Annotated in this window: 15 protein-coding genes and 1 rRNA gene; 14 read left to right on the top strand and 2 right to left on the bottom strand. The window is 49.6% G+C overall.

Annotation, left to right across the window (positions count from 1 at the left end; translation table 11 throughout):
- The first annotated feature begins 118 nt into the window (after positions 1-118).
- The 13 genes from QL223_RS18905 to QL223_RS18845 all read left to right on the top strand — a co-directional run bounded on the left by QL223_RS18905 (position 119) and on the right by QL223_RS18845 (position 20,996).
- Complete coding sequence (locus QL223_RS18905; RefSeq protein WP_281545624.1) at positions 119-1,201, top strand: AI-2E family transporter; 1,083 nt, start codon at positions 119-121, stop codon at positions 1,199-1,201.
- Positions 1,202-1,294: 93 nt separating this feature from the next.
- Positions 1,295-2,320 (top strand): 16S rRNA (guanine(1207)-N(2))-methyltransferase RsmC, encoded by a 1,026-nt coding sequence (gene rsmC / locus QL223_RS18900; protein WP_281545623.1) that lies wholly within the window; start codon positions 1,295-1,297, stop codon positions 2,318-2,320.
- A 237-nt stretch (positions 2,321-2,557) separates the two neighbouring features.
- Complete coding sequence (locus QL223_RS18895; RefSeq protein ID WP_281545622.1) at positions 2,558-5,935, top strand: response regulator; 3,378 nt, start codon at positions 2,558-2,560, stop codon at positions 5,933-5,935.
- An 821-nt stretch (positions 5,936-6,756) separates the two neighbouring features.
- Positions 6,757-8,439: an ABC transporter substrate-binding protein gene (locus QL223_RS18890; RefSeq protein WP_281545621.1), complete on the top strand. Its 1,683-nt coding sequence runs from the start codon at positions 6,757-6,759 to the stop codon at positions 8,437-8,439.
- A gap of 119 nt (positions 8,440-8,558) precedes the next feature.
- Positions 8,559-9,545: an ABC transporter permease gene (locus QL223_RS18885; RefSeq protein ID WP_002540447.1), complete on the top strand. Its 987-nt coding sequence runs from the start codon at positions 8,559-8,561 to the stop codon at positions 9,543-9,545.
- A gap of 2 nt (positions 9,546-9,547) precedes the next feature.
- On the top strand, positions 9,548-10,573 hold the full coding sequence (locus QL223_RS18880) for an ABC transporter permease (protein WP_002540448.1): 1,026 nt from the start codon (positions 9,548-9,550) through the stop codon (positions 10,571-10,573).
- Complete coding sequence (locus tag QL223_RS18875) at positions 10,573-11,538, top strand: ABC transporter ATP-binding protein (protein WP_002540449.1); 966 nt, start codon at positions 10,573-10,575, stop codon at positions 11,536-11,538. The genes QL223_RS18880 and QL223_RS18875 overlap by 1 nt, the downstream gene beginning before the upstream one ends.
- A 29-nt stretch (positions 11,539-11,567) precedes the next feature.
- A complete protein-coding gene (locus QL223_RS18870; protein WP_002540450.1) occupies positions 11,568-12,557 on the top strand; it encodes an ABC transporter ATP-binding protein in 990 nt (329 codons plus the stop codon).
- A gap of 28 nt (positions 12,558-12,585) precedes the next feature.
- Positions 12,586-14,289: a glycoside hydrolase family 9 protein gene (locus tag QL223_RS18865; protein ID WP_281545620.1), complete on the top strand. Its 1,704-nt coding sequence runs from the start codon at positions 12,586-12,588 to the stop codon at positions 14,287-14,289.
- A complete protein-coding gene (locus QL223_RS18860) occupies positions 14,282-15,160 on the top strand; it encodes an N-acetylglucosamine kinase (protein ID WP_281545619.1) in 879 nt (292 codons plus the stop codon). Before QL223_RS18865 ends, QL223_RS18860 begins: the two co-directional genes overlap by 8 nt.
- A gap of 3 nt (positions 15,161-15,163) precedes the next feature.
- On the top strand, positions 15,164-17,080 hold the full coding sequence (locus QL223_RS18855) for a beta-N-acetylhexosaminidase (protein WP_281545618.1): 1,917 nt from the start codon (positions 15,164-15,166) through the stop codon (positions 17,078-17,080).
- Between the two features lie 39 nt (positions 17,081-17,119).
- Positions 17,120-19,525, top strand: a complete 2,406-nt coding sequence (locus QL223_RS18850) for a N,N'-diacetylchitobiose phosphorylase (protein ID WP_281545617.1) — start codon at positions 17,120-17,122, stop codon at positions 19,523-19,525.
- A 58-nt stretch (positions 19,526-19,583) separates the two neighbouring features.
- The gene (locus tag QL223_RS18845; RefSeq protein WP_281545616.1) at positions 19,584-20,996 is read left to right on the top strand and encodes a phosphoglucomutase/phosphomannomutase family protein; all 1,413 of its coding nucleotides are present in this window, start codon (positions 19,584-19,586) and stop codon (positions 20,994-20,996) included.
- A 102-nt stretch (positions 20,997-21,098) separates the two neighbouring features.
- Here the strand turns inward: QL223_RS18845 and QL223_RS18840 are convergent, their stop codons facing one another.
- Positions 21,099-21,392, bottom strand: a complete 294-nt coding sequence (locus QL223_RS18840; protein WP_231590966.1) for an MliC family protein — start codon at positions 21,390-21,392, stop codon at positions 21,099-21,101.
- A gap of 371 nt (positions 21,393-21,763) precedes the next feature.
- On the opposite strand from QL223_RS18840, the gene QL223_RS18835 reads away from it, so the two are divergent.
- Complete coding sequence (locus QL223_RS18835) at positions 21,764-24,337, top strand: family 20 glycosylhydrolase (protein ID WP_281545615.1); 2,574 nt, start codon at positions 21,764-21,766, stop codon at positions 24,335-24,337.
- A 156-nt stretch (positions 24,338-24,493) separates the two neighbouring features.
- Here QL223_RS18835 and rrf read toward each other — a convergent pair.
- Positions 24,494-24,609, bottom strand: a 5S ribosomal RNA gene (rrf, locus tag QL223_RS18830).
- Between the last annotated feature and the right edge of the window lie 151 nt (positions 24,610-24,760).

Raw genomic sequence — 24,760 nt, 5'->3', positions numbered from 1 at the left:
GTTGCCTTCGCAACACGCCATCATTTTTGTCCTTTCTCGTTGAATTATCACAACGTATCATAGCTTCCTTACTACACTCTTCTCCACAATTGGTGGAGAGAAACTAAGGAGCCATGCTGTGGCGTCATTCAAGGCCGAACCAAGACACTGGACATTGATAGGTGCACTGCTTCTCGCAGCGTATGCCTGTTACATGCTCATCGCCCCTTACATGGGGTCTATTGTGCTGGCATTTATTGTCTCCCTGCTTTTCTTTCCTCTGCACGAGAAAATCGAAAACAGGCTGCCATCCCACCCTAACGTTGCTGCCGCGCTTTCCTGCACGTTATTGACCGTGATGATTATCATCCCCCTGATTTTTGTCGCCGCCGCCATATTGAGTCAGGGCGTGACCTTCTTTACCGGTGCCTACGAGTGGCTTACCCAAGGAGGCGCAAAAGAAATATTGGCAGCACCTTTTGTCAAATCCGGCCTGGCTTTAGTGGATAAATGGTTACCTACCGACTCCATCAACCCTCAGGAATTGGTTGCCAAAGCCGCTTCGACACTGTCAGCAATGAGCTCTCAAATGCTGGGCATGAGTTCAAAAATCTTGGGTGATGTGACAGGCGTATTCGTGAACTTCCTGTTGATGCTGTTCGTGCTGTTCTTCCTGCTCCGCGATCACGACAAGATCATCAACATGCTGCGTCACGTCAGCCCCCTTTCCCGCAGTCAGGAAGATACTTTGTTGGATGAAGCAGAGAAAGTGGCCAAGTCAGCAGTGCTGGGTTCTTTCCTCACCGCACTCGCTCAAGGCATCGTGGGTGGTTTCGCCATGTGGCTTGCCGGGTTTGCGGGTCTATTCTGGGGCACAATGATGGCCTTTGCCTCGTTTATTCCGGTTGTTGGAACCGCACTTATCTGGCTACCAGCCGCAGCTTACCTGCTGTTGATTGGACAATGGGAATGGGCAGCCTTCCTCGCAGGTTGGGGCGTTATCGTGGTGGGCTCGGTCGATAACATCCTGCGTCCTCTGCTGATGCAAGGAAACTCAGGGATGAATACCCTGCTGATTTTCTTCTCACTGATTGGTGGTCTGCATGTGTATGGCCTGATGGGATTGATTTATGGCCCCATTATTTTCTCGCTCACACTGGTACTGTTCCGAATGTACGAAACTGAATTCCACAGCTTCCTTGAGAAGCAAGATAACTGCTGATACTAGGATCTGTACCTAAGGCGCGGCATATTCCCTCACAGGTAACTTTGTGGGAAAATCCGCGCCTCTTTGTTTGATAGCCCCGAGGTATCCATGTCCTACACTGCTCCTAGCCAAATTGCAGCTCGCCAGCTCGAGTATTTCGAAGGCAAACACGTTCTGCTTGCAGGTGAACTGGAAGATACCTTTGCATCCGAGCTCGAAGGCACTGCTGCAAGCGTCAGCATCTTCACAACCAACCTTGCTTACGCCAATCAAATGCGTCGTTATCAAAACATTGATGTGCAATTTGGTGAAAGCTATCAAGCCACACCTCAGGTCGATATGGTTCTGCTCTACTGGCCGAAGGCAAAAGCCGAAGCTGACTTTCTGCTTTCAATGCTCATGGCGGAGCTTGGCGCGGGAACAGAGATAGCCGTTGTAGGCGAAAACCGAAGCGGCGTAAAAAGCATTGAGAAAATGTTTGCGCCATATGGTCGTGTCACAAAATTTGACTCGGCCCGCCGCTGCAGCTTCTATTGGGGCCAATGTGATAACCAGCCAGCACCTTTCGTATTGGAAGACTGGTACAAAAGCTATCCACTCAATGTGGGTGAGCAATCACTGACTATCCGCTCTCTTCCTGGTGTATTCAGTCATGGAGAACTTGATGCAGGAACTCAACTGCTTCTGGATAACTTGCCGACACTGAAAGGCAAAGTGCTGGATTTTGGCTGTGGAGCAGGTGTGATAGGTACAGTGATTAAGCAACGTTATCCCAACACACAAATCACCATGGTCGACATCAGCGCGCTAGCCGTTGCTTCAGCACGTGAAACCTTGCGTTTTAACAATCTTGACGGAGAAGTTTTCGCTTCTGATGTTTATAGCGATATTGACGGGCATTTCGACCATATCGTGAGTAATCCTCCGTTTCATGCGGGTCTTAAAACGCATTACGCCGCCACAGAAACCTTACTCGAACGTGCGCCAGAATACCTAAACCGTGCGGGTGAATTGACGATTGTTGCCAACAGCTTCCTTCGCTATATGCCGTTTATTGAAAAGGCATTCGGGCATTGTGAAACACTGGCCAAGAGTAACAAGTTTGCGATATATCACGCTGCAAAACGCCAGTAACACCGAGGGAGCCCGATGGCTCCCATTTTGTTGTTGCGGGGTTTTATTTCCCGTCAAAAACGTTAATTTTGCGCACTATCACGGAGTTCATTGATAACTTACTTGCCAAGAAAAAATAAGTCCGTATAAGGGCTGGAGATGGATTAATTTCATATCCGCCTCTTTTAGCTACCGTCAAATTCGACAATATTCGGCTAAGCAAAGCGTTTTTTGATTTCCGATTTCTCAGGCAGAGACATGCAAAAAAAACAGAAATTCAAGCGACTTCAGCACACGCTGATGTTGGCTTTTCTGGTGCTGAGTATTACGCCTCTCACCCTGCTGGCTATTTTCTTCCTTGAATCGCACAGCAGCGATCTTGAACAACAAAGCACCACACACTTATCTTTCCTACGTGACAACAAAAAAGAGCAAATCATCAGCTACTTTGATGCGCGTCACTCGGAAGTAAAATCCTTTAGCCGCTCAGAACTTGCCACCGCCAGTGGCGGGCGCTTCTACGGTTTAATAGCCGCATTCCAACAGCTTGGCGACACAGAAGAAATTGCCCGCAACGTTGCCCGGGAGCGCTATGGTGCCGATTCAAACGCCACGTTACCACCCGGCGCTAACGACAGCAATTTCATTGGCAGCGAGCGGTACCGCCTACTGCATAAGCGCTATGACTGGGCCTATAAAGAACACCTGAAGCGTTCTGATTTTTCAGATATTTTACTGGTCGACATTCACGGAAACGTGGTTTATTCCGCGTTAAAAGATGACGCTTTTGGCTCAAACCTGCTTTCTGAAAAATGGCGTGAAACCGCAGTAGGTAAAACGTTCTCTGACATCAGGGAGACGGTCGATAGCCCTCTGACAGACAGTGATAATACGCCGATCGCTTTCACCGACTACACCCAGCAAACCAATGGTGAAATGGTGGCGTGGTTTGCTGCACCTATCATGCAGCAGGGCTACCTGCACAGCTACGTGCTGTTTAAATTGCCAAACAATGCGCTGGATAAAATGCTCAACTCAACCCCCCAGGAGAAGGGCTACATCAGCACCCTGTTGGTGGGCAATGATCTTATCCCTCGTAATCTGGTAACGACAGAAAAACTGGCACCAATTAACAGTACCGCGATTGAAGCCGCTCTCGCAGGTCTTCGTGATGTCGGTAGTTTCCTGAGTCCAGAGAATCACCGCGTATTGGGTGCCTATGCGCCAGTTGATATTCCGGGTACTTCCTGGGCGATCGTCCTCGAGTTACCGGAAGAAGAAGCATTCGCCCGCATCTACCAGTTGGAGAAAATCTTCATTGCGGTCATGGTCATTGCCATTTTGTTAGTGGTGATTGCTTCACACATGCTGTCTAACTCTATCACGGCGCCTTTGCTCAAACTGACCTGGGCCGCTGAGCAAGTTTCAGCGGGCGATCTGGACCAGAAAATTAACAACACAGACCGTGAAGATGAGATTGGTAGACTGGCTGTCAGTTTTGCCCGTATGCAGCGCTCAGTGCGCGATAAACTGGCTCTCATCCGCGAGCAAAATAAAGAGCTCGAACAAAATATTCAGGTCATCAAGCAAAAGAACGAAGAGCTTCAACAAGCTGACCGCATGAAAGATGACTTTCTAGCAACAACCTCCCATGAGCTGCGTACACCGCTCCATGGCATGGTGGGGATTGCCGAATCAATACTGGCAGGCGCAGAAGGTCCGCTGCCAGAACGCCAAAAGCATCAGCTTCAAATGATCATCAACAGTGGCGAACGTCTCTCGAACCTGGTGGATGATTTGCTTGATTACCACAAGATGCGTTACGGCGAACTTGAAATCTCTCCTCAAGCTGTCGATACCGCCAATGCAGTGAGGCTGGTTATTGAGCTTTCCAGCCATCTGCTGGGCGGAAAGCCGGTGCGTATCATCAATCAGGTACCTATTGACCTTCCGCTGGTTCGTGCCGATGAACAGCGTCTGGAGCAGGTGCTGTATAACCTTATTGGCAATGCCATCAAATACACCGACGAAGGCAAGATCATCATCTCTGCCACTGTGCTTGAAGGACAGTTGCGCATTCAGGTGGTAGACACTGGCCAAGGTATCCCGTCGGATCAGCTTGAGTATATTTTCGAGCCTCTCACACAAGCGAGCGGCAATGCCGCGCAGTATCGTCAGGGCGCCGGACTTGGTCTTTCCATCAGTCGTCAGCTTATCGACATCATGGGCGGTCAACTCTACGTATCCAGCCAGCCGATGGTGGGAACCACGTTTAGCTTTACCCTGCCCCTGGCAACCGAGGAAGACAAAGCAAAAACCCGTCTCGCCAATAATGCGCATTTCGCTGTGCCGCGGGTAGAGCTTGATCAGGCTGATTACACCCAATTACCGGAAAACCCAGACGGTCCATTGATCTTGGTAGTGGACGATGAACCGGTGAATCTGCAGGTTCTAAATAACTTCCTGCGTCTTGAAGGCTATCGGGTAAAAGCAGTGGAAAATGGCCGTCAGGCAATTGAATCCGTTACGATGGAAAAGCCATCGCTGATGCTGCTTGACGTCATGATGCCAGAATTAAGTGGCTATGAAGTCTGTAGCCATCTTCGGGAGCGTTACAGCCGGGCTGACCTGCCTATCATCATGCTTTCAGCCTTGGGGCAGGTTCAGGATAAGGTAAAAGGCTTTGATGCTGGAGCCAATGACTACCTGACAAAACCTTTCAACAAGGATGAACTAAGCGCCAGGATCCGCGCATACATCAATGCTTCGCTGACTGAACAGGAACGCGAACATAACCGTACCCTGCAAAAAGAAATCCACTTTAGGGAACAGGTAGAAGCAGGTCTGCGCGAAGTACAAAACAGACTGCTCGGCATGCTCGATAGCGCATCTGAAGGGATTATCTGTGTACAGGAAAGTGGCAAGATCACCTATGCCAACGATGCGTGTAGTGAAATCTTCCATTTAAGCGCAGAGCAGATTGAACGCCATCAGCTCGATGATTTTCTTGCCATGGCGTTGCCTGAACCGGAATCAAACCGAGGTCACTACAGCGGCCAGTTCAGGTTTAAAATCGATGGAGACATTGTCGATATTGACACTGACTTAATCACGCTACCGGAATCATCTGGCTTGCAAATGATGCTTATCCTCAACACGGGTAAGAAGGCCTCATCTCACCGGGTACAATTGTTGGAAAATGCCGTCTCGGCACTGGCAGATTATGCCTATGACGGCGACATGGACAAACTGCAACAACTCAGGGAGTTAGGTGGTGAGTTCACCCGCATGGCGGACCGTTTCTCTGGCAGCAAGCCGGATAAGGCCGATATCCTGCGCGACACTCTGGTCAAAGTCATGAGTGCTACCTTGAATTTCTGGCAGAATTCGACAGGAAAAACCAAATTTGATCTGGCGGAAGAAAGTGGGCTTTGGCGAGTCTATCTGGACAGGAGCACCCTGCAGACACGAACGCTGGATAAGTACCTCCACGTCGAAACCGTTCCAAAATCGCCGCGTTGGCGTACTGTCATCAGCACCATCGATTTTGTTCTTGAACGTTGCCCTGAAGAAAATAAAGAAAGAAGTGAGCTTGAAGTGCTCAGAGAAAGGCTTCAGGCTTTGATTTCAAGATAATCCCTTCATACTCATAAGCCCCGTACAGGGGCTTTTTTTCGACATAAATTCCCTCTCGCTTAATGTCACAAAAGACAAGCGCAGGCGTGCGTTTGCTTCACTCATGACGAAATGCATTCTTGCCTTAGTCCTTCTCTCTCGCGCTAGACGCTGCTCAGAGTTCTCTAATCTCAACCCTCGCCAGAGCGCTTGAAAGCCCCTTCATAAGAGCGCAGCCGGCGTTTGTATATCGCTGCGTAGAGCGACAACCAAACTTAATTCTCGTCGTAAAACACACCACTCAACACACCTTGCATAGGACGATTTTGCCGTAAAACACCCCGTTAAAAGTGTTCTATTTTTAACCTCAACATAAAAGCGTGAGACTATTTTTCCGTTTATGAGAAGAGAATCACAACAAAATCAGGCCCCAAATTTTCAGCAGAAAATTAACGACTCAAACAAACGGAGATCGAGATCACTCAATATTTCAATCTCGTTAACATCCATATTCAGAGAGGGATAAATGGTTAGTGGGCACTAACATAGGCGGGTAATGAAACCCGAATCAGGTCATTTTTTGACCTTAGTCAAATGTGGTAAAGCCTTGTCAAAATCGTCAATATTGACGGTTTTGACAAGAGGTCGGTTTCTTTTAACGTTTTTAACGGGCGACCCAATTGACCAAAAAACAGAACCGGAGTTTCCTTACATTGCACTGAGCCTGCACGGCCATGTGGATGACCAAGTTCACTTGAGTGGTTATCCATAGCGGGTTCCGGCCTGACCAAATTGATTACGGTCAGAACCAAGTGGAACAAAGCAACTAGTAAGGAACAGCTATGCTTGCCAATCTAAAGAAAACAAAACTTGCAGTAGCCGTCGTTGCGGCCGCAGCGTCGGTACTGACAGCTCCTGTTGTCAGCGCTGCCGATAGAGTAGAACTAACTATCGTACCTGACTTCTACCCACAACTTACTCGTAACTTCAACCCGTTCTTGCAGAACAACTTGAGAACAACTCTGGACTTCGTTTACGAGCCACTGGTTATCTTCAACCAGCTGGACGGTAACACTCCAGTAATGCGTCTCGCGAAGGATTACACTGTTTCAGATGATCTGAGAAAAGTAACTTTCGAAATCCGTGAAGGCGTTAAATGGTCTGACGGCACACCTTTCACTGCAGAGGACGTGGCATTTACTTACAACCTGATCCGTGAAAACGCAGCGCTTGACCTTGCAGGTAACGCAGCGCTGATCAGCGACGTTAAAGTGAAAGGCAACAGCGTTGAAATTTCGCTGAACGAAGCTAACTCTTCAGCACCTTTCAAACTGGTTCAAACGCATCCTGTTCCTAAGCACATCTGGAGCAAGGTCGATAAGCCAGAAGCTTTCGCGAACGAAACTCCAGTTGGTACTGGTCCGTTCACCGAAGTTGATACCTTCACCAGCAACCTGTATGTACAGTGTGAAAACCCTAACTACTGGGATGCTGACAGCGTAGCTATCGACTGTCTGCGTATGCCTCTGATCAACAACAACGACGGTCTGCTGTCTAAGATTGTTGCTTCTGAGCTGGACTGGACTTCTTCGTTCATCCCAGATATCGACGCAGTTTACGCATCAGTGAACAAGAACCACAAATACTGGCCAGCACCAGTAGGCTCTTCTGTTAACCTGCTGGTTAACTTCGAGCACCCAGAAGCAGCTAAGAACGAAGCACTGACTAACGTTGACTTCCGTCGCGCAATGTCTACTGCTATCGACCGTCAATCAATCATTGACATCGCGTTCTACGGTGCAGGTTCTCCAAACCACTCTGCAGCTGGTATCGCGGCGCTTTACCAAAGCTGGTCTAACCCTGCAACTTACGATGCAGCGAAGAAATTCAACTCATACAACGTTGAGTTTTCTAAAGAGCTGCTGAAGAAAGCAGGCTTCAAAGACATCAATGGTGACGGTTTCGTAGAAACTCCATCAGGCAAGAGCTTTGAACTGGCAATCCAGACTCCTTCTGGCTGGACTGACTGGAACAACACTTCACAGCTGGCAGCAGAAAACCTGGCAGATGTGGGCATCAAAGCGAAAGCTGTAACGCCTGACTTCTCTGTTTACAACGAAGCAATGGCTGGTGGTACGTTCGACGTAGCTCTGACTAACTACTTCACAGGTCCAGATCCACACCAGACTTGGGACACTGGCTTCCACTCTCGCTTCATGGCGAAAGAAGGTAACCCACGCTTCGCGATGCACCGCTTCAAGAGCGCGGAAGTAGACGAGCTGCTGGAGAAATTCTACTCAACAGCTGACCGTGAAGAGCAAGTGGAAATGGCTCACAAGATTGAGAAGATCCTTTCTGACAATCAAGTAGTGATTCCAGTTCTGTCTGCGGCTTCTACTTACCAGTTCAACGAATCACGCTTCACTGGCTGGTGGAGTGCGGACAATGCCAAAGGCCGTCCAATGATTTGGCAAGGTATCAATGAGCGTCTGCTGCACATTCTTGACCTTAAGCCAAAAGCTTAATCTCTAAATCTGGCGGCGCATCCGCGCCGCCTCTTTCCAAAGATAAACAATCGGTACTTTTGACCTTGGAGCTTTAATTCTTTGGTCACGGCTTCGTCGTGCCACTTAAGGTGTGAGTTATGGGATTTTTTCTTAATAGATTAATGTTTTATTTTGGCGCATTGCTTATCGCAATCACGCTGAATTTTATTTTACCACGTGCAATGCCCGGCGACCCGGTGACCATGATGTTTGCCAACGCGAGTGTACAGGTAACCCCTGAACGTATCGCGGCAATGAAAGCACTTTTGGGTTTCGTTGATGGCCCTATCCACGTTCAGTTCCTGACTTACGTGAAAAGTATTTTCACGTGGGAGCTTGGCGTATCAACCCAATTCTATCCAATGACTGTTAACGAGCTGATTGCTAAGTCTCTCGGTTGGACTCTGTTCCTTGCAGGTACTTCCGTAGTGATGGCGTTTTGTATCGGTTCAGTGGTTGGTATCTTCGCGGCATGGCGCCGTGGCAGTCGCTTCGACTCATTCGTATCTCCAGGTTTTATGGCCTTACAGGCAATTCCACCTGTTGTTATCGGTATGCTTATCCTTTTCATATTCGGTATCACACTCAAGTGGTTCCCGACATCTTACGGCATGCCAGAGGGCGCAATTCTCGACTTCACCAGCTGGGAGACTTACAGCGGCATTCTCTACCACGCTTTCCTCCCTCTGTTCTGTGCGACCATCGCACAAATCGGTGGCTTCCTTATCAACATGCGTAACAACATGATCAACTTGTTGGCGGAAGACTACATCACCATGGCTAAAGGTAAGGGCCTTTCCGAGAACCGCGTTGTCTTCAACTACGCCGCTCGTAACGCCCTGTTGCCAACCGTTACTGCGCTTTCTATGGCGCTGGGTATGGCAGTTGCTGGTCAGCTGGTTGTAGAAATGATTTTCCAATACCCAGGTTTGGGTACTGCGATGCTCAATGCCGTTAACGGCCGTGACTACCAAGTACTGCAAGGCCTGCTGATCATCCTGACCATCGTTATGCTGTGCTTCAACTTCATCGCTGATGTTCTCATCGTTTTGCTTGACCCACGTCTGCGTAAGGGAGGCAAATAATCATGAAAGATTTTCTTAATATTATTCGCGGTAATACAAAAGCTCTGGTAGGCGTCATCTTGATTCTGATGTTTATCATCGCCGCTGTTTTTGCACCGTTTCTTTCTCAGTACGACCCGCACAAGCGTACGGGTGCACCACATGAATACCCAGGTTTTGTCGTCAAAATGGCGCAAGCTAATCCAGATGGCTGGGTAGCCGAGAATCTGGCAGATAACCAACGTCGTCTGCGCATGTCAAAAGACGCTGAGCACGTTCTGGGTACTACCCGTCTTGGCCGCGACATCTGGTCTCAGGTGGTTCACGGTGCACGAACCTCACTGTTCGTTGGCTTCACTGCGGGTATCTTCGTGTGTGTGGTTGCCACCATCATGGGTATCTCAGCCGGTTACTTTGGCGGACGTGTAGACAACGTGCTGTCAGGGGCGATGAACGTCATGCTGGTTATGCCTCAGCTTCCAATCGTGATGGTAGTAGCAGCATTCGTCGGGCAGGCAGGTCCGCTCACCATCGCCTTGGTAATAGCCTTAACCTCCTGGGCATGGGGCGCCAGGGTAATCCGCTCCCAGACACTGGCAATTCGTGAGAAAGAGTTCGTTAAAGCCGCAGAAGTGCTTGGCGAATCCCGCACTCGCATCCTGTTTGTTGAAATCCTGCCAAACCTTATCCCTCTGGTAGGTGCAAGCTTCATCGGCTCTGTGATGTACGCCATCCTGACTGAGTCTGTGCTCTCGTTCATCGGTATGGGCGACCCGAGTGCCGTGAGCTGGGGTTCAATGCTGTACAACGTACGTACCTCTTCAGCAATGCAACTGGGTATCTGGTGGGAAGTACTGGCTCCGTGTTTGGCGCTGAGCTTGCTGTCTCTTGCACTGGCACTGGTTAACTTCGCAGTCGATGAAATCGCTAACCCGCAGTTGCGTGCACAAAAAGGCCTTAAGCGCTGGAAGAAGATGCAAGCAGCAGAAACTCAGTCACGTGCAGAAACTGAGCTGACTCCACAAGTAGCAATGAGCGGAGAGAAATAATGAGCGACGCACAACTACAAATCCGCAACCTATGTGTTGACTACATTACTGACGCGGGCGATGTCCGCGCAGTAAACAACGTAAGCTTTGATATTGGTAAAGGTGAAGTATTCGGTCTGGCCGGTGAGTCTGGCTGTGGTAAATCCACCGTTGCATTCTCACTGATGCGTCTTCATAAGCCGCCAGCATTCATCAGCGGCGGTGAAGTCCTCTTCAACGGTGAAGACATCATGAAATACAGCGATGAGCGCATGAGCCGCTTCCGCTGGAAAGAAATCTCCATGGTGTTCCAATCAGCGATGAACGCCCTGAACCCAGTTCTTACCATGGAAGAGCAGTTCTGTGACGTTATCATGCGCCACACCAACATGACCCGTGAACAGGCCAAGCGCCGCGCAGAAGGTCTGTTGGAAATCGTTGATATTCACCCAAGCCGTTTGACCGACTACCCGCACCAGTTCTCTGGTGGCATGCGTCAGCGTCTGGTTATTGCGATTGCACTGGCTCTGAACCCGAAAATGATCATCATGGACGAGCCGACAACGGCACTGGACGTGGTGGTTCAGCGCGAGATCCTGCAAAAGATCCACGCACTGAAAGAAGAGTTTGGTTTCTCGATTCTGTTCATCACCCACGACCTATCACTGATGGTCGAGTTCACTGACCGTATCGGCATCATGTATGCCGGCCAGTTGATTGAGGTGGCACCATCGAAAGAAATCCTCAAAAACCCTTATCACCCTTACACCGAAGGTCTGGCTAGCTCATTCCCTCCACTGACGGGTCCAAAAACACACCTTTCCGGTATTCCAGGCAACCCATTGAATCTGCTTGAAATCCCACAAGGCTGTCGTTTCCAGGCTCGTTGCGGAAAGACCAAAGACACCTGTTTCAAAGTGGCTAACACACTGACTCAGGTAGAGCCAAACCGTTTCACCAACTGCCACCTGTTTACAGGCAAGTAATTGGCTTTAGCGACTTGTAGGAGTGAGCAATGACTAAAGAATTAGGCCAACCAATTGTTGAAGGCAAAAATCTAGTAAAAGATTTCCCTATCAGCAGTAATGCGCTGAACAAGCCAATGATGCGCGCACTGAATGACGTGTCATTCAAACTGTATAAAAGCCGCGGTCTGTCGGTAGTAGGTGAATCTGGTTCAGGTAAATCTACCTCAGCAAAAATGATCGCCAAGATGTATGCACCAACCTCTGGCTCTATTGAGTACAAAGGCCGCGACATCGCGACTATCACCAAGAAAAACGATCTGATGACCTATCGCGAAGGTGTTCAGATGGTATGGCAAGACCCGTTCGGTTCCCTGAACCCAACACACACCATTTTCCACCACATCGCGCGTCCGCTGCACATTCATAAGAAAGCGAGCAGCAACCCGAAAGAACTGGAAGAACAAGTGTACGACCTGCTGAACCAGGTTGGTCTGACACCGCCAAAAGAAACCGCACAGAAGTACCCTCACCAGCTTTCTGGTGGTCAGCGCCAGCGCGTTAACTTAGCGCGCAACATCGCTGTGGGTGCTGAAGTTGTACTGGCTGACGAGCCAACCTCCATGCTCGACGTGTCTATCCGTGCAGGTGTATTGAACCTGATGGAAGAGATGAAGTTCGAGAAGGAAATGGCGCTGCTGTACATCACGCACGACATCGCAACTGCACGTTATATCGCAGAAGATCTGGCGGTAATGTACGTTGGCCACATGGTGGAATGGGGCGACTGTGAAGAAATCATTCACCGTCCACAGCACCCATACACACGCCTGCTGGTTTCCGCAGTACCGGATCCTTCGAAATCTATCCACACCGAGCTGGAAGGTAATAAAGGCGAAATTCCTCTATGGACGCCGGATTCTGTTGGCTGCCCATTTGCTGGCCGTTGTCTGCACGCGACAGAAAAATGTCGTCAGGCGTTACCTCCAGTGACCAAACTGGCGGATAACCACTTCGTTCGCTGCTATCTGTTCGAGTGAGCCTCGGGCTAGAGTTTTAGGAGGTAAAATGCAGCTGTTGATCAATCATATCGGCTATGAGCGCTTCGGCAATAAACAAGCGCTGATCCTTGCAAAGCAAGAAGTCACTGCAACACATGCCGATATTGTAGATTGCCATACTGGGCAATCAGTGATGCAGCTGCCTGTTTGTGCTTGTGGTTCTGTAGACCAATGGCATACCGGCGACGTTTACCGTATCGATTTCTCTGCACTCAATGAGTGCGGAGATTTCTTCGTCAAAGTGGGAGACGTTTCGTCTCCGGCTTTTTCTGTCGCAGAAGGTATCCTGTTTGATCGCACCTTTTCAGATGTGATCCACTACTTCAAATCCCAGCGTTGTACAGGCACGTTTGATCAGCGCGATCGCACTGCGCCCCTTCTTGGCACAGATCGTCACGTTGATGTTCATGGCGGTTGGTATGATGCGTCAGGCGACGTCAGCAAATACTTCAGCCACCTTTCATATGCTAACTATTTAAACCCTCAGCAAATTCCGATGGTTGTCTGGAATATGCTGAATACTCTGGAAACCCTTTCTTCAGAACTGGCTCCATTCTCTAAAACCCGTCTGCATGATGAAGCGCTGTTTGGTGCAGATTTTTTAGTTCGCATGCAGGACGCAGAAGGTTTCTTCTACCTGACCGTATTCGACAAGTGGAGCAAAGACCCGTCTCAACGCGATATCTGCGCGTATGAAACCCAGCAAGGTCACAAGACCAATGCATTCCAGGCTGGTTTCCGTCAGGGGGCTGGCGTAGCGATCGCAGCACTTGCCGCTGCCGCGCGCTTGGACGTTAACGGCGAATACGATGTTGAGACTTACCAAAAGACTGCAGAAACGGGCTACTGGCATCTAAAAGAAAACAATACGTCATACCTGGACGATGGTCAGGAAAACACCATCGACTTCTACTGCGCGCTGCTGGCAACAACAGAACTTTTCAAACTCACCGCCAGCGAGTCATACCTTGAAGAAGCGCGTTATTGGGCAACCCGCCTTACCGAGCAACAACAGAGTGATGAATGTATTAATCACTTCTGGTCCGCTAACGGTGATGGTTCTCGCCCTTATTTTCATGCTGCTGAAGCAGGCTTGCCTGCGATTTCGCTGATGCAATACCTTCAGGTAGAAGGCGATGACACACTCAAAGCGAAATATACGGAAACCCTTTTCAATGCGCTGAACTTTGAGCTCAGCATCTCCGCCGAAGTGAACAATCCGTTCGGTTATCCGCGTCAGTACATCAAGAATGTCGACGCAGAAAAACGCACCAGCTTCTTCGTGGCCCAGCGCAACGAGACTGGCTACTGGTGGCAAGGTGAAAATGCGCGTCTGGGTTCACTCGCTGCCATGGCATTTATGGCCACCAGCTATGTGTCTGACGAAGAGCAAAAAGCCAAGCTTCGTGAATACGGTCAACATGCCCTGAACTGGATTGTGGGACTCAACCCTTACGACATGTGCATGTTGGACGGCCATGGCCGCAACAACCCTGACTACCTGCCTGATCTTGGTTTTATCAATGCCAAAGGCGGCGTGTGCAACGGCATTACAGCTGGCTTTGAAAACGAGCATGACATCGCTTTCAAACCGGAAGGACAGAAAGATGACATGCTGCAGAACTGGCGTTGGGGTGAGCAATGGATCCCACATGCGGCTTGGTATCTGTTAGCGATTGCCATGCAAAAGAAGGATGTTGCCCATGGGTAATTTCTTCTGTGGCGTAGACGGTGGTGGCACTTCCTGCCGCGCGCGTATTGTTGATGAACAAGGTCAGTTTTTGGGTGAAGCCAAAACCGGCAGTGCCAACATCCTTTTGGGTGTAGAACTGGCGATGGAGAACATCCAAAGTGCTATTGCTCAAGCGGCTGAACAGGCTGGTATCACCGACCTTTCCACGCTTTCTGTCGGCCTGGCATTAGCAGCGGCTGAGCAACGCTCTGCCTGGCAGGCGTTTATGGCTCTACCGCACCCGTACAAACACATGACCCTGAACACTGACGGTTATGGTGCGTGTATGGGCGCATTCAACGGTGATAACGGTGCCATCGTTATCGCTGGCACAGGCTCTGTCGGTATCTATTTAGAAAACGGTCAACAGTATGTTGTCGGTGGCCGTGAATTCCCAATCTCCGATCAAGGCGGCGGCGCAGTTATGGGACTGCGCCTGATCCAACAAACGCTGCTGGCACACGATGGTCTTCGCACCAGTTCGGCTCTGTCAGATCACGTCCTTGCGCATTTCAACCACGACCTCGATGCCATTGTTGAATGGTCTAAAACCGCGAAACCTCGCGATTACGGCCAATTCAGTCCGAAAGTATTCGAACTGGCAATGGAACGAGATGAACTTGCCATGGAATTACTGCAAGGCTCTGCTGATGATGTGGAGCGTCTTATCCTCGGTTTGAACCGTAAAGGCGCAACGCAAATCGCGCTGATGGGCAGCATTGGTGAACGTATTGTTCGCTGGCTGTCTCCAGCGACCCAGTCTTTGCTGGTAAAACCCCAGGCGGATGCCATGGCCGGCGCTATTTTGATGGCGCGCGGTAACCACAATCTTTATCCGTTTTCGAGGTGAGCCATGAATTTTCGCCTAGACCTCAATGTTATTGAAGCGACGCCAAGTGAAAGCCGCTTTGCGTTAGTGCTTCATAACCTTTCTGAAACTAACATCCAGAACTGGCAGCTGACATTCAGCGCCAGCCGCTATGTGCTGCCAACGTCAGTGTCTCACGGCACCTTAAAACAGATTGGCAGTCTGTGTATTTTTGAAACGGGCGAACCTTTAAACGCAAACGATCATCTGTACCTTGAGTTCAGCCATCCTACCAAGCCTTTCTCTATGCATGATGAAGGCATTGGTGATGCATGCCTGTTGATCACAACAGAAGATGGCGTGAAGGCCGTGCCAGTTGAAACAACACCAATCAATCTCGGCACCCAAACACCAGAACGCCTTCCACTGACACTTACAGAGCCGAAAGCGATCAATCTGATTCCTCAGCCTAAAGCGCTGGTGGTAAAGCAAGGCCAGTTTGCGCTGACTGACGACGTCGCGATTCAATCTGACAGTGATATCAGCAAACCTGCAGCGCGTTGGCTGGCAGACGAGATGTCTCAACACCTTCGCCGTGATGTCACCATCAAGCAAGAAGCTCAAATCCGTCTGGTTCAGGATAAAAGCCTGAAACCAGAGCACTACCGGGTAAGCGTAACCCTTCAGGGAGTAACGATTTCAGCATCGAACGAGGCAGGCTTTGCCCATGGTGTAGCGACAGTACTTCAACTGCTGCCAACACAAGCATCGCATCGTCACTATTTCGATTACGCCCTGCCATGCGTTGAAGTTGAAGATCATCCTCGCTTTGGTTACCGCGGCATGATGCTGGACTGTGCACGTCACTTCCACCCTCTCAGCCGTGTTAAAAACCTGATCAACCAACTGGCTCGCTTTAAGTTCAACCATTTCCATTGGCACTTAACCGATGACGAAGGCTGGCGCATCCAGATTGATGCGTATCCGGAACTGACAGAAATCGGCGCCTGGCGTGGGCCATTTGAAAGCATTGAGCCTCAGTACACTTCGCTGTCCAAGATCCACGGTGGTTTTTACACCAAAGACGAGATCCGTGAAGTCATTGCCTATGCCGCAGAACGAGGCATCACTGTTGTACCGGAAATTGATATCCCAGGTCACTGCCGTGCTGCTATCAAATCCCTGCCACAACTGCTGGTTGAAGACGCGGATACCTCAGCGTATCGCAGTATCCAGAACTACAACGACAATGTGCTGAACCCTGGTCTCAAAGGCACTTACACCTTCTTGGAAACCGTTTTAAAAGAAGTGTGTGAGCTTTTCCCTGCGCCTTACGTTCACATTGGTGCTGACGAAGTACCAGAAGGCGTGTGGATAGACAGCCCTGCATGTCAGGCCTTGATGAAAACCCACGGCTATAAAGACTTCAAAGATCTTCAGGGTCACGTTCTGCGTCACTGTGAAGATTTCCTCAGCACCAAAGGCAAGCAAATGTTCGGCTGGGAAGAGGCGGTGTTTGGCAACAAAGTCAGCAAAGACACAGTGATCTTCTCTTGGCTCAACGAGCAATCCGGTCTCGACTGCATTCGCAACGGTTACAACGTTGTGCTTCAGCCAGGCCACGAAACTTACTTGGATATGGCACAAGACTACTCGGCTTGTGAGCCGGGCACAGACTGGGCCTGTAAGGTACCGCTTGAAAAAGCCTACCACTATGAGCCTTTCGCTAACTCAACCGTCACCACAGAAGAGTTTGGGAAAGTGAAAGGAATTCAATGCGCACTTTGGTGCGAGATGACCAATACCCAAAGCCGCTTCGAGTACATGATCTTCCCTCGCCTTCTGGCGATCGCAGAAGTGTGTTGGAGCGCCAAGGAACAGCGGGACTGGGCAGATTTCCAAGCCCGTCTCAGCGGACAACTGCAGTACCTGGATCGTCTGGGTATTAACTATCGTCGGTAATTACTTCAATTTTTTGAGATTTGTAGAAGGATACACGCCATGAAATACGGCTTCTTTGATAACGACAACCGGGAATATGTCATTACCCGCCCTGACGTACCGGCGCCATGGACCAACTATTTAGGTACAGAAAAGTTCTGTACCGTAATTTCACACAACGCAGGTGGCTACTCGTTCTACAACAGCCCTGAATACAACCGCGTGACCAAATTCCGTCCAAACGGTACCTTCGACCGCCCAGGACATTACGTATACCTGCGTGATGACGAGACTGGCGACTACTGGTCAATCTCTTGGCAGCCAGTGGCTAAAAGCCTGGAAGAAGCATCGTACGAAGTGCGTCACGGCCTGTCTTACTCTAAGTTCAAGTGTGAGTACAACGGCATCACCGCACAGAAAACCCTGTTCGTACCAAAAGGCGAAGACGCACAAATTTGGGATGTGAAGATTAAGAACGACGGTGACAAGCCACGTACGATCAGCGCATTCTCTTTCGTTGAGTTCTCATTCAGCCACATCCAGTCTGATAACCAGAACCACCAGATGAGCCTGTACTCTGCAGGTACTTCATATAACGAAGGCGTGATTGAGTACGATCTGTACTACAACACTAACGACCATGAAGGCTTCTACTACATGGCGTCCAGCTTCGACCCAGACAGCTTCGACGGTCAACGCGATAGCTTCCTGGGTATGTACCGCGACGAAGCAAACCCAATTGCTCTCGAAAATGGTCGTTGCTCTAACCACGTTCAAACCTGTTACAACCACTGTGGTTCTCTGCACAAGCAATTCGTTATTCAGCCAGGTGAAGAAGTTCGCTTCGTATTCCTGCTGGGTATCGGTAAAGGTGAAGGCCAACGTCTGCGCGCGAAATACCAGGATATGGCTAACGTTGATGCAGCATTTGCAGCCATCAAAGGCCACTGGGATGAGCGTTGTAACAAGTTCCAGGTAACTTCACCAAACGAAGGTCTGGACACCATGATCAACGCATGGACTCTGTACCAGGCGGAAACCTGTGTGGTTTGGTCTCGCTTTGCGTCATTCATCGAGGTAGGCGGCCGTACTGGTCTGGGCTACCGTGATACAGCTCAGGACGCAATCTCTGTTCCTCATTCTAACCCAGCAATGACCCGCAAGCGTCTGGTTGACTTACTGCGCGGTCAGGTGAAAGCGGGTTACGGTCTGCACCTGTTCGATCCAGACTGGTTCGATCCAGAGAAAGCCGACGTTAAACCATCTAAGTCACCAACCGTTGTTCCAACCCCAAGTGACGAAGATAAGATCCACGGCATCGAAGACACCTGTTCTGATGACCACCTGTGGATTGTCCCGACCATTATTAACTACGTTCAGGAAACCGGCGAAGAAAGCTTCCTAGACGAAGTGATCCCATACGCAGATGGCGGCGACGCGACCGTTTACGAGCACATGAAAGCTGCACTGGAATTCTCAGCAGAATACGTGGGCCAAACCGGTATCTGTAAAGGTCTGCGTGCAGACTGGAACGACTGTCTGAACCTGGGTGGCGGTGAGTCCGCAATGGTTTCTTTCCTGCACTTCTGGGCGCTTCAAGAGTTTGTAGCTCTGGCGAAGTACAAAGGTAAAGACGCAGATGTTGCTAAATACACCGAGATGGCAGCAAACGTGCGTGAAGCCTGTGAACTGCACCTGTGGGATAACGAAGGCGGCTGGTACATCCGTGGCCTGACAAAAGACGGCGACAAGATCGGTACTGCACAACAAGCAGAAGGTCGTGTTCACCTTGAGTCAAACACTCTGGCTGTTCTGTCTGGTCTGGCGTCTCAAGAGCGCGGTGAAAAGGCAATGGATGCAGTAGATGAGAACCTGTTCTCTGAGTATGGTCTGCACCTGAATTCACCATCGTTCGCAACACCAAACGATGACATCGGCTTCGTAACCCGCGTTTACCAAGGCGTGAAAGAAAATGGCGCAATCTTCTCGCATCCAAACCCATGGGCTTGGGTAGCAGAAACCAAACTGGGCCGCGGCGACCGTGCAATGAAGTTCTACGACGCACTGAACCCGTACAACCAGAATGACATGATCGAGAAGCGTGTGGCTGAACCTTACTCTTACGTTCAGTTCATCATGGGTCGCGACCACGAAAACCACGGCCGTGCAAACCACCCATGGCTGACCGGTACGTCTGGTTGGGCTTACTTCGCGGTAACCAACTTCATTCTGGGTGTACAAACTGGCTTCAGCGGCCTGATTGTTGACCCATGTATCCCAACTAGCTGGCCTGGTTTCGAAGTTCGTCGTGAATGGCGCGATGCGACTTACAACATCAAGGTTGAAAACCCGAACGGCGTTAGCAAAGGCGTGAAATCAATCACTCTGAACGGTGAAACTGTTGAAGGTGCAATTCCTGCACAAGCGGCAGGCTCTGTGAACGAAGTGGTTGTTGTTCTGGGCTAATCACAAAAACGGGGCTGAATCAGCCCCGTTATTTGTCTGTTTCTAAAGGAGTTCAACCATGATCCAATTTGGTACCGGTGGCTGGCGTGCACTGATTGGCGAAGAGTTTACCCGCGATAACGTGCGACTCGTTGCCCAGAGCCTTGCCAACATCATGATCAATGAAAACGCGATCGAGCCGGGCTTTGTTATCGGTTATGACCGCCGTTTCCTGTCTGACAAAGCTGCAGAATGGTTTGCGAGCGTGCTAGCTGCAAATGGCATCACCGTTAGCTTTATCGACAAATACGTTCCAACCCCTATCGTGATGTTCAAAGCGAAGGAGATGGAGACCCACTACTCGGCGTGTATCACCGCTTCGCACAACCCAGCGGATTACAACGGCGTCAAAGTCTTTATCAAAGGCGGTCGTGACGCAGACGAAATCATCACTGCGAAGATTGAAGAGCAAATCAGCCAACTTCAACTGAGCGATGTGAAAACCATCGACTTCGAAGATGCGGTTGAAGCGGGCTCGGTCAAGATCATCAACCCGATGAACGAATTCGTGGATTCGATCATCGATTTCATCGACATTGAAGCGATCAAAAAAGCCAACCTTCGCGTGCTGATAGATCCTATGTTCGGTGTGGCGAAAAACGCCCTGCAAACCGTTCTTATCTCTGGCCGCTGTGACGTTGACGTTATCAACGACGGTGCAAACCCAGGCTTCGGCGGATTGATGCCATCACCAAGTGCTGCAACGCTATACCGCCTGAAGCATCTGGTTGCTCATGAAGGTTACGACATCGGTATTGGTACCGATGGTGATGCAGACCGTCTTGGCATCATCGACGAGAAAGGTAACTTCATTCACCCGAACGAAGTCCTGCTGCTGCTGTACTACTACATGCTGAAGTACAAAGGCTGGAAAGGCTCTGTGGTACGTAACATCGCGACCACTCACCTGCTGGATAAAGTCGCCGCAGACCATGACGAGAAGAGCTTTGAAGTGCCTGTGGGCTTCAAACACATCAGCTCACAAATGGAAGCAGATGACTCTCTGATTGGCGGCGAAAGCTCTGGTGGCCTGACAATCCGCGGTCACATCAAAGGTAAAGATGGCGTATTCGCTTCGAGCTTATTGGTGGAAATGATCAGCGTAACGGGCAAGAAGCTATCTGAATTGCTTGATGAAATCTACAGCAAGTATGGCTACGCCTACACAGCTGAAGGTGATTGCACATTCAAAGCTTCTCAGCGCGAAGAGCTCTACAACAAGATTTATGTAGAAAAGGCACTGCCAGAATTTGCTTATGAGATTGAAAAAGTCAGCTATGCCGATGGCCTGAAAGTTTACTTCAAGAACGGCGGTTGGGCATTGGCGCGCTTCTCAGGCACCGAGCCACTACTGCGTATTTTCGTGGAGTGGGAAGACCAAGACACCGCGGAAGCTCTGGTTCAACAAATCAAAGAGTTCCTGTACGTTTGATGTCAAAAATGAACAGGTTAATCCACTAAATTGGCAACAATGCTGTTCATTCCTGCAAACCGAAAGGTTTTTGCAACAAGGGTAGCTTAGCTACCCTTTCTTTTATCTGCTGAGGGTGCATTCACGGAAAGAAAGGTCACCGACAACCAGCATAGCGTCGTCTCCTTTTGTATATAGCCCCACAGAGCCATCTTCCAGTTCATATTGCGCGCCGGAAGCAGATCGAATTCGAGGGAGTTCATACTCAGCATCATTGACATGAATCAACGCGTAGTCTGACATCACCATAGCACCGAACACCTGGCCATCCTCACACGCATATTGGTGAGGCAATGGGGAAGCACAAGCGGCCAACAGAGAGGCCGACATCGTAACGCCAAGTAATCTCTTCATCATTATTCTCCGTCACTGCGTTCTCATATATCTCATCATGAATGCAAAAATTAATATGAAAACCTAGTCACAACATTTCATTCTAGTTTGATCCAAGGCGAACCTTTGCTTCAAAACAAGATATTGAAAATATGAAATTTGAATAAATTAATGGGGAAAAATAAAGAGCGCATATTTAACGATATGTATAGCCATTTTTCTGTACATTGTGCGGTCAACGAAAACATTATATTGAAATGCCCTCCATTTCAGCGTCAATCGATGACCGAAATTGCAAAAGGAAAAGTCTTCCCTCGCAACTAATTACCCTGCCTTTTTTCATCGTTATGCTCTTCTATGATTTATTTCGCGTTAGAAATTAAAGGAGCAAACTGATGTTAAAACACGCTTTATTGGCGGCCGCTGTATCTGGAGCATTGGCGGCACCGAGTTATGCAGTCTCTTCGCAGGAGTTAACTCAGTTGGGCCAAGGTCTCGACCTGACGTACTCAGTCATCGATAACCAGCAAGATGAGTGGCGTACGTTCAAAGGTGTCATTTCTCTCACCAATGACAGCGCAACGGCGCTGCCATCGTCAGGATGGGCTATTTACTTCAGCCACATCCGCATGATCAAACCTTTAGCAACAGACACGCTTAAGGTTTCTCATGTTAACGGTGATATCTTCAAGATCGAACCTACTGCTTCTTTTTCTCCCCTCGCACCGGGACAGTCACTTGATATCGAATTCTTATCCGAGTTCTGGCAAGTCGCGAAAACCGACGTTATGCCAAACTGGTATCTGGTTTCCGACAGTGGTGATACTGCTCTGATTGCCAGCACAAGCAACACCATCAATGGTGAAGTGCCGACTAAGCCAGGTGAAGAGCTACCTTTCGTGTCTGATTTTGACACTGAGCTACAGTGGAAGCGCTATGGCGGCAGCATCACAGATTTCTACGACCCGTTCACAGCTGCCGATCGCTACGCGAAAAACAGCGATCTCAGCAAGATTGCTGACGCAAAGGGGGTTATCCCTACACCTGCTTCAATTAGCTTCGGGGAAGGTGAGCTCACTATCGATCCATCTTGGGTAGTGGTTTACGACAATGGTTACCAAACCCAGGCAGAGTTTATCGCTAAGCAGTTTGGCTTAACCGCAGCACCTTGGTCTCCAAATCAATCCAAAGTGATTCATGTTGGTTGGGGCCAAGTCACCATTGACGGAAAAGCTAAGTGGGAAGAAGCATACGAATTACGTGTTTCACCGACCGAGGAAAAGATTGAGATCAACGCTGTTGATGCCGCAGGTGCGTTGTATGCTGCACAATCCCTGATTCAATTAACCGATAACGGCGCAGTGCCTGAAGCGTCGATCGCCGATGCCCCGCGCTTTGCTTACCGTGGACTTTCCATTGATGCAGCACGTAACTTCCGCAGCAAGGAATCTGTACTGGAATTACTCGACCAGATGGCTGCGGTAAAACTGAATAAACTGCACCTTCGCCTGAGTGACGATGAAGCATGGCGTATTGAAATCCCAGAGCTGCCAGAACTTGCTGATGTTGGCTCAAAACGCTGTCATGACCTCACTGAAACCACGTGTGTATTGCCATTCCTTGGCGCTGGCCCTGATGGCACAGCCGAGTCCAATGGCTTCTATACCCAGGCTGATTACAAGGAAATCCTGGCCGCCGCTAAAGCGCTAAGCATTGAGGTGATCCCTGAAGTCGATATGCCAGGCCACGCGCACGCCGCTATCAAAGCGATGGACGCACGCTATGAGAAATTTGCCGCGCAAGGTGATTTGGTCAAAGCCAATGAGTTCCGCCTGAGCGATCCTGACGACACCACAGAATACCTGTCAGTACAGATGTTCACTGATAACGCCATGAACGTTTGTATGGAATCAACCTACAACTTCGTTGATACCGTTGTTGATTCATTGGTTGCCCTTCATCAGGATATTCAACCACTCAAAACCTTCCACTTCGGTGGTGATGAAATCGCTGGTGCATGGAAAGACTCTCCTGTCTGTCAGGCATTCCTTGCAGATAACAGCCATGGCATCTCTACCATTGACGAGCTAAGCCAATACTTCGTTGAACGTATCTCTGCCATTACGGCGAACCACAACCTTGATCTGGGTGGTTGGGAAGATGGCCTGATGCACAACAACAAAGTTTACCCACGCGGGGAAATGGTGAACGCGCAGGTGACGGGTAATGCATGGCAGAACATCTGGGAATGGGGCGTTGCAGACCGCGCTTACAACCTTGCCAACAATGGCTATGGCGTGATTTATAACCAAGCAACTCACTTCTACTTCGACCACCCGCATGAGCCAGATCCAGAAGAACGCGGTTATTACTGGGCTCCACGTTTCACTGACACCCGTAAGTCATTCGGCTTTATGCCAGATGACTTGTACGCGAATGCCGACTATACACGTGCTGGCGCGCCAATCACTAAAGAAGAAGTCCTCAACGCAGCTGGTGTGAAAACACTTGAGCGTCCAGAAAACGTTCTGGGTCTTCAGGGCTCTATCTGGAGTGAAACGATCCGTACAGAAGCGCAGTTCGAAGGCATGACCTTTCCTCGCGCAATCGCGTTGGCAGAGCGTGCTTGGCATTCGGCATCATGGGAAGCTCACGATGCAGACGGCAAGTTGGTTGATGAAGCGGCACGTAATGCTGGCTACAATCAGTTCGCAAACCTTGTTGCGAAAAACATCATGCCTAGCTTGGAAGACGGTGGTATCGCTTTTAACCTGCCAGTACCTGGCGGCATCATCGAAGCTGGCGTATTGAAAGCGAACAGTGCTTTCCCTGGCCTTTCGATTGAATACTCCGTTGACAATGGTCAAAGCTGGCAAGCCTATGATGCGAATCAAGCGCCTGCAGTGACTAGTGCACTTATCCGCACCGTATCAGGAGATCGCTCAAGCCGAGTTGCTGAAGTGAAGTAGTTCTTCATCTAGCTATATACGTCAAAAGGCCATTCTTACGGATGGCCTTTTTGTTGCGTGTCGAACAGCTGTTTTGTCAGTAGCTATGATGAATATGGAAAGATGCAGATGCAAAAAAGCCCTGACCGTCAGGTCAGGGCTTTTTCTAAATTGGAAGCCTGGCGATGTCCTACTCTCACATGGGGAGACCCCACACTACCATCGGCGCTGTTACGTTTCACTACTGAGTTCGGCATGGAGTCAGGTGGGTCCATAACGCTATGGTCGCCAAGCAAATTCTGCTAAGTCTTCACCTTTAAAAAAGGTAAAAACCAAAATCTTGGAAAGTGACTTTGTTTGTTCTCGTTCTACACATTCAATGTTCTATCTGAGTCCGTCAAAACCCCTTGGGTGTTGTATGGTTAAGCCTCACGGGCAATTAGT

The sequence above is a fragment of the Grimontia sp. SpTr1 genome, from assembly GCF_947387585.1.
In the GTDB taxonomy this organism is placed as follows: Bacteria; Pseudomonadota; Gammaproteobacteria; order Enterobacterales; family Vibrionaceae; genus Enterovibrio; species Enterovibrio indicus.
Note: the sequence above shows the minus strand (reverse complement) of the source record. Positions and strands in the feature narration are given on the sequence as shown.

Bases quoted from the DNA above. Each gene is read 5' to 3' on its own strand.
- rsmC (WP_281545623.1), top strand. From the start codon at position 1,295: ATGTCCTACACTGCTCCTAGCCAAATTGCAGCTCGCCAGCTCGAGTAT.
- QL223_RS18895 (WP_281545622.1), top strand. From the start codon at position 2,558: ATGCAAAAAAAACAGAAATTCAAGCGACTTCAGCACACGCTGATGTTG.
- QL223_RS18890 (WP_281545621.1), top strand. From the start codon at position 6,757: ATGCTTGCCAATCTAAAGAAAACAAAACTTGCAGTAGCCGTCGTTGCG.
- QL223_RS18885 (WP_002540447.1), top strand. From the start codon at position 8,559: ATGGGATTTTTTCTTAATAGATTAATGTTTTATTTTGGCGCATTGCTT.
- QL223_RS18880 (WP_002540448.1), top strand. From the start codon at position 9,548: ATGAAAGATTTTCTTAATATTATTCGCGGTAATACAAAAGCTCTGGTA.
- QL223_RS18875 (WP_002540449.1), top strand. From the start codon at position 10,573: ATGAGCGACGCACAACTACAAATCCGCAACCTATGTGTTGACTACATT.
- QL223_RS18870 (WP_002540450.1), top strand. From the start codon at position 11,568: ATGACTAAAGAATTAGGCCAACCAATTGTTGAAGGCAAAAATCTAGTA.
- QL223_RS18865 (WP_281545620.1), top strand. From the start codon at position 12,586: ATGCAGCTGTTGATCAATCATATCGGCTATGAGCGCTTCGGCAATAAA.
- QL223_RS18860 (WP_281545619.1), top strand. From the start codon at position 14,282: ATGGGTAATTTCTTCTGTGGCGTAGACGGTGGTGGCACTTCCTGCCGC.
- QL223_RS18855 (WP_281545618.1), top strand. From the start codon at position 15,164: ATGAATTTTCGCCTAGACCTCAATGTTATTGAAGCGACGCCAAGTGAA.
- QL223_RS18850 (WP_281545617.1), top strand. From the start codon at position 17,120: ATGAAATACGGCTTCTTTGATAACGACAACCGGGAATATGTCATTACC.
- QL223_RS18845 (WP_281545616.1), top strand. From the start codon at position 19,584: ATGATCCAATTTGGTACCGGTGGCTGGCGTGCACTGATTGGCGAAGAG.
- QL223_RS18840 (WP_231590966.1), bottom strand. From the start codon at position 21,392: ATGATGAAGAGATTACTTGGCGTTACGATGTCGGCCTCTCTGTTGGCC.
- QL223_RS18835 (WP_281545615.1), top strand. From the start codon at position 21,764: ATGTTAAAACACGCTTTATTGGCGGCCGCTGTATCTGGAGCATTGGCG.